This window comes from Okeania sp. (assembly GCF_983059655.1).
Map to the genome: position 1 here is coordinate 1 of NZ_CEZPJD010000426.1, position 6,652 is coordinate 6,652.

Below are 6,652 nucleotides of genomic sequence, written 5' to 3' on the forward strand. Positions count from 1 at the left end.
GATGGCAGAATGAGCGCGATCGCACATCAAAAATATCAGTCATGCAGTAAAGCATGTATTGCTTTTAATGACAATAGTAGTATGTAAATATGCCAGCGCTCATTGCTATAATACCCGACACCTAAGACCTAATTTTGTGCAGCCTCACATACAATTGGTATTACATCATAATTATTACATCTGGAAAGATCGAGAAGATATATCTATACTAGCGTCTAAATTACCAACACCCAGAAAACTTACCAAGGATTACCAATTAATGTAAAAGCTGACCAATAATAAGGGTGAGAAAAAATTTCATCGCCAAACTCTGATAATTCTGGTGGTAGTTGTAACTCTCCCCTAGTTCCACTTAGCTCACCCATATTTATACTTACTTCCCCTCGTATCATTGCAATTTGAGCTTGTCGGAGTGCTTCTGCTCTCAGTAGTGTTTTTTGTAAGTGTTGATAAAATTCTGTCATTAATGCTAATGTTCCGATATCGCTGACATTCCACAAACTTGCTAATGCCGATCTAACTCCTGACTTTACTGTTAATCCCGCAAAGCCCAATTCTGCTTGTCTATCCCCTAAGGCAGTGCGACAAGCACTTAAAACTAATAATTCTACTGGGGGGTCATTCAGTTTTAATTTTTCTATTTCATCTAATCCAATTCTTTCATCATTCCAAAACTGTATATAAGACCGTTCTGGTTTTCCTGGTCTAAACTCTGCATGGGTAGCCAAATGAACTATGTCATAAGATTTTTTTTGTCGTTGTTCCTGTAAATTGTTAACTGTGAAATCTTGATTCATCAAAGCATTACCTTGCCATGTAAATCGTGTGATTTTGTTAATTTCTACTGGTACTGCTGGTAAAGGTTCTAGTTCTTTAAATTCTGATGCTCCCATTGCTAATATTTCAGCATTTTTAATTTTATTATAGTTAGTATCTATCAGATTAAATGCGGGAATTCTAGTAAGAGCATACTTTTCTATCAAAAAGTTTTCTCCATCATGTAATACTGCTAATGGTAACGTTCGCAAACCCATACCTAAACAGAACATAATAGTATCTACTTTTTCCTGTTCTAAAGTCGGCTCTAATGGTTTTACCATCCATTCATATAATTTTTGTGCTGAATCTAGATATGATGTGGTATTGCGTCTTCTAGGATTTGTAATTTCTACATTTAGCCTTCTGACTGTATTAATTAACTGTTGCCTATCTGCATCAGTAACACTATAAATTTCTGGTTTTTTGCCTGGAGTTATTAAGACTAGCTGCATTTGCTCGGCTCGTGGCCAAATCCAAATAACAGCAGGTTTTGTACCAGTTTGTTGAGATATATTTGAAAGAGTTTCAGCAATACCTTCAGCCGTTACTGAAAAGTCAGCTAGATTTTCATCAAAATATTTTTCATAGTCTCTTTCCCAATGCTGTTCGACTTGATTTACTGCTTCAATAAAGTCTTTCTGTTCTAAAAATCTATCCCAGTCTTCTTCTTTAACAGCGATCGCTGATTGTTTTACTAGCAATATATTTAAGATAATGGTACTAAAAAAAATTAAGATAAATAATAAACAAAAAATAATTCTTTTTTTCCATTTCTGATGATACATAGTTTTACTCCACAAGCTAGTATTACTGATTAAACTATATTTATTCCTAGCAGTCCTATTTGAATTATCCAGTAAAGTATCTTAAAAAATTAGGAAGCATTATTAAGCTTATTATTATACTATAATTTTGCTATTTTGTCAAAGTAAAATTTTACTTTTGAGTAAATGTGTAAATTATTCGGCAATTTTCCATAGTAATAGTCAATATCTGAATATGGAATAAAAAACTTAGTTTGTGGTGATGAATTGCTCAAAGTACCAATCTAATAAAATTATCAAATCATGGATACTATGCGAATGCCAAAACCACTTGTGTTTCTTAGAAGTAGCTGTATATATACCTTAAAATACTAAAAATTATATATAGCAGTCGCCATTACTGTATTTGAGTAAGCATTCAGCTATCAGCATTCAGCATTTCCTAGGTCATGCTGCGCAAACAGCTTTTGAACATATTCAAGAAATTACTAAAGTTAGCTAAAGACATTTTTTTATAAGTTTTAATTCTCCTTGGAGACTAATTCCTCTTTTGAGCTGATAATGAGCTAATAACTCATAGCTGATAGCTGATAGCTGAATGCTGACGGCTGAATGCTTACGTATTTGCCATATCAAAAGCTTAAAACTCAGACAATGCAAGATTTTTCCTTCTGTTTTAGATAAGTATCGCCTAGATAAATAAACACCTTCTTCCTTCTTATTATCATCTCCAGGTAATACCAATTAAAAAAAAGAATGCTATAAAAAGGTAGAGCTTAATCGGATATGCTTAAAAATAGCTAGTCTAGTTAATTTTAGATAGTTATTTATATCATTTTTACATTTTTTTTAATATTTATCTCTTCTTCCTTCTTTCTTACTTCTACCATTTGTAACAAATACAGGACTTACGCAAATTTACTTTTAAACCACTATCTGTAGTGGAAAATAGTATTCACCATCGCTATATGCAGAGTATCTGCGTAAGTCCTGAAATATTTATCAAATTGGTATAATTAGTTGGGAATATTATGCAAATATTCAGTAGTTATTACATCGAACAGGGTGTAAAAATGAATCATGTTTTTTCCATAAGCATTGCCTTAAGCGCATCTGCTCTAACTATGGGTATATTTCCTGTGTCTGCTGCAAATTTCAACTCCGATAATTCCAGTTTGGATTTTTCTCAAATGTTTATTTTTGGAGATAGTCTTTCTGATACAGGAAATGCTTTTAGTCAGACAGGTGGAGCATTTCCTGGAAACTCCCTCTCTTTTGAGGGTAGATTTTCCAACAGACCTATTTGGATAGAATCTCTAGCATCATCTTTAAACTTAAGTCCTACAGCTTTTTTTACTAATTTTTTTGTTTCACCTAATGGGGCAAACTATGCTACAGGTGGTTCTCTCAGCGGAGACCAGAATATTTTTGATGATTTTCCTCTAGGTTTACAGCAACAACTTGAGAGTTTTATTAGTCCTCTGTTAGCAACAGATAGTTCAGCTAACTCCAAAGCACTATATACCATTTGGACTGGTGCAAATGATTATCTTTTAGACCCTCTATTTACATTAGGTTTGACATCACAACCAGATGCACCACCTAATACAGATACAACTATTAATAATATTTCTAACGCCATCGCATCTTTATATAACATAGGCGCTCGCAACTTCCTCATTCCTAACTTGCCATCATTAGGTCTTAGTCCTTTAGCTACATTAACAAATACATCTAATATTTTGAATGAGTCAACTGATGAGCACAACCAAAAATTAGAGGATGCGATCGCTCAATTAAATCAATCTTTAGTTGGAGCAAACATCATCCTATTAGATGTTAACTCTATTGTAGATGAGATCGTTGAAAATCCCAGTCAGTTTAATGTTACCAATACAACAGACAGTTGGTCAGATACAGTATTAGCTTTTTGTCCAGATGCTTTTTTAGCAGCAGATGGTTCAGTAGAGTCCTGCGATATTGATGTTCCCGATCCAGGTGAATACTTATTCTGGGATATAATTCATCCTACAGAAATATCTAATCAGATAGTCGCCGATCAAGCTTTATCTGCTCTCAAATCAGAATTTAAAACAGTTCCAGAACCTACTTCTGCATTGAGCTTTGTGGGAATTGGCGCAAGTTTGTTTGCAATGTCAGCCTTCAAGCAGAAGTATAGCGCTGTGCGCTGGCAACAGGCAACAGGCAACAGGCAACAGGCAACAGGGGGAATAAAAAAGGGTTTGAGCTAACCCTACACTGCATTACAGCAGTTTTCATTGTGGAATGGGCATCTTGCCCGTTCCCGTTCCTGATATTTTCACCGATAAAAATGCTCCTATCTCCCCATCTCCCCACACTTCCCACACTTCCCACACTTCTCCAGCAGGGCTGTTTTAAAGTATTGTAGATTTAAGGATGAGCGGGAGAACGGGAGTAATGGGGATAGTGGAACAGTGAAATTTGCCAAAATTTGCCGATTTTTCAGCCAATAAGCGTATTTAAGCTCTGAGAGGATATTTAGGGTTTGCTGATTAAAGATAAAAGTCTTTATAGATAAAGGTTTTAGCCTTTTTAGAACGTGAAAAAGTACCTGGTTTTCGCCTTATAAGGCTCAAAAAGTGAGTATTTTGGCGTATAGTGGGGCAGAGTTAGCAAGGGATAATTTTTCCGACTACCTCCTCTACAACTCCCTCTAAATCTTGACTCTTAGCTACTCCCTACTCCCTACTCCCTGTCTTAGCAAAAAGACTTCCATAAGCAAACCCTATTTAGTTCACCGCCGCTTAAAAGCCTCCATCCCCGTGTCTCCGTGTCTCCGCGTCCCCGTGTCTATTGAGAATGAAGCCCTACTCCCCCTCTCCCTACTCCCCTACTCCCCTACTTGCCCACTCAATACATAACTTTGCCTGTTCCGCCCAAAAATCAGAACCCCAATAAACAAAACAACTGGTTTCACACAACAATAACGCCCTAGTTTTTTCAGCAGATCCCTTGCCAGATTCTACAACCTGGGCATAATCTTGACTCAACTTTTCAACTGCTGCCAATACCTCTTGTCTTAAGTCTCCCTCTTGCCATTGCTGATGACCACCGATCCACGAACCCCCTGTTGACTTAAGTCTTACCTCTGTAGCTGAACCCTCTGATAAATATGTATCGATATATTGACTTACAGTCAGAAAACCCACATCAGACCAGCGATCGCTCTCCCTAAACAGAGGAGCAAAAGAATTCTTAAAATATTCAAACATCATCACATTACCATTTTCCCCATCAGAAGTAGGCACTACCAAAGCAGGCGGTTTCATTCCCACTTCTTGCCCACGATATCGCACATCACTAATACAACCCTCAGCATTTTGACCACTTTGCTGTCGAATACCCATATCCGTATCCCTAACTACACAGAGCATACGTTCCGACTCACCACCTGACTCTACCACCAACCAATGCACTCTATTTTCTAACTCTGGCGTACTCCAACCTTCAGGATGTTCCAATGCTGCATTAGGTAAAATAATCCATTCATAACCACACTTCTTCAACAGACGTATAAATCTCAATGCTTCAGCAGGGTCTCCTGTCATGCCCATCTCCGGTGGCCAAAACCCCCTTACTCGCGATAATGCCTCTGCCCCAAATAGATCGGCAAAGACTCGTCGCCATTCCATAATTTGAGCTTCATGGTCTCGTTCGGGAGTGGCCGGAAAATAGCAATGACTATATGCACTACCAGTAAATTCTATTGTGTCTGAATATTCTGTAAGAACTTCTCGCCAGAGACTAATTACATCTCCTAGTGCTTCGCTATCAACGTGAAGATGAGAAAAAATACCATTGGTAGAAAGCTTGGCCATTTCTTCGAGCAATACCCCAGAGTAATCTACCATCATCCGAGGTTGATGACCTTCTTGTGTGAGTTGTTTCGCGTAACGAGCAGGATTTTTGTATGCTTGAGCAAACCATTGAGCATTCCAACGCTCTTCAGAGTTTTCTTCACCACCAAGCATTTTTTCTAAATTGCCCTGTAGTTGACCATTATTCCAAATCGGAGGTTGATGAAAATGTAACCAGGGGACAAATATAGACAGAGGATTAGGATTTGACACTTTCTGACACTCTTCCTGGTACTAAACCATTAGTGGATTTATTACTTATAACACTATTAGACATCTGGTGATAATCAAAAATTAAATCAATTATCGTGCATAAATCATCAATTATTTCCCCCTACTCCCTATTCCCTACTCCCTACTCCCTCTTTTCCGGAGAGGTCTATTAAGAAAAGTTAGGACAAGTCCTCAAATCTTGGAGCTAGCTCGAACTTTTGGGAAGTTTCAGAAGCCAAACTTCAAATCTACAATTATTAGTTGACCCTCAAAAGCGTAGAAACTAACTTTGTGAATGTTCTCGCCATTCACAGATAATTGAGCATTTGGGGAAATATGTGAATTAGAGTTAAGTAAGTTTGAGGCGGGCGTTTCGTCTTTGGCCACAAGCTCTTCATTTTGATTGTAGGCTGACAAGATTGTTCGGCGAGAACTGGTAACCACTCCACTAACAAACTTGACTGGAGATTCAAAGCTAATTTCTATTAGGCCACTTTTTGGCGCTCCCATCAAGACTTTGACACCTGGAGGAATTGCAAAAACAGGGTTTGAGGGTTCGATCGCAATTGCATTAGAGAAAGTTAAGCCCCAATTTTTAAACTGATGGTCTACTACTTCAAAGGATTTTAAGTTTTCTAGGCCAAGGCGAATACAACTAGACATTGTTGAGAGTTGTAAGAGTTCTGATTTAGTCATTTCATCGTTAGGAATGGCTACGGTATATCTGTTGAAATTGTTGACCCTGAAGTTATTGGTTAGAGGATTGATATTTCGCGTTGTATCAACCGGAAAAGTCTTTAGCATTAGATGTCCTTGATAAAGCTGCAACTACATCGAGGGGTCTTACCCCTCACCATATTATTACTTATAGCTTATTCTTGAAAACCTTGCTTCCATCGGGAAAATTTTTATCTTATTTAGAACTTCACTTTGAGAAGGGGAATTTTCGGTTTGTAT

4 protein-coding genes are annotated in these 6,652 nt (G+C 37.5%); 1 reads left to right on the top strand and 3 read right to left on the bottom strand.

Annotation, left to right across the window (positions count from 1 at the left end; translation table 11 throughout):
* Positions 1 to 239 precede the first annotated feature (239 nt).
* Positions 240 to 1,520: a CHAT domain-containing protein gene (locus tag AC3DU7_RS20950; RefSeq protein ID WP_488041238.1), complete on the bottom strand. Its 1,281-nt coding sequence runs from the start codon at positions 1,518 to 1,520 to the stop codon at positions 240 to 242.
* 1,136 nt (positions 1,521 to 2,656) lie between these two features.
* Between AC3DU7_RS20950 and AC3DU7_RS20955 the strand changes: the two genes are divergently transcribed.
* On the top strand, positions 2,657 to 3,835 hold the full coding sequence (locus AC3DU7_RS20955) for an SGNH/GDSL hydrolase family protein (RefSeq protein WP_488041239.1): 1,179 nt from the start codon (positions 2,657 to 2,659) through the stop codon (positions 3,833 to 3,835).
* A gap of 612 nt (positions 3,836 to 4,447) precedes the next feature.
* Here the strand turns inward: AC3DU7_RS20955 and AC3DU7_RS20960 are convergent.
* Complete coding sequence (locus AC3DU7_RS20960) at positions 4,448 to 5,695, bottom strand: glycoside hydrolase (protein ID WP_488041240.1); 1,248 nt, start codon at positions 5,693 to 5,695, stop codon at positions 4,448 to 4,450.
* A 228-nt stretch (positions 5,696 to 5,923) separates the two neighbouring features.
* The gene (locus tag AC3DU7_RS20965) at positions 5,924 to 6,391 is read right to left on the bottom strand and encodes a hypothetical protein (RefSeq protein ID WP_488041241.1); all 468 of its coding nucleotides are present in this window, start codon (positions 6,389 to 6,391) and stop codon (positions 5,924 to 5,926) included.
* Positions 6,392 to 6,652: the final 261 nt, after the last annotated feature.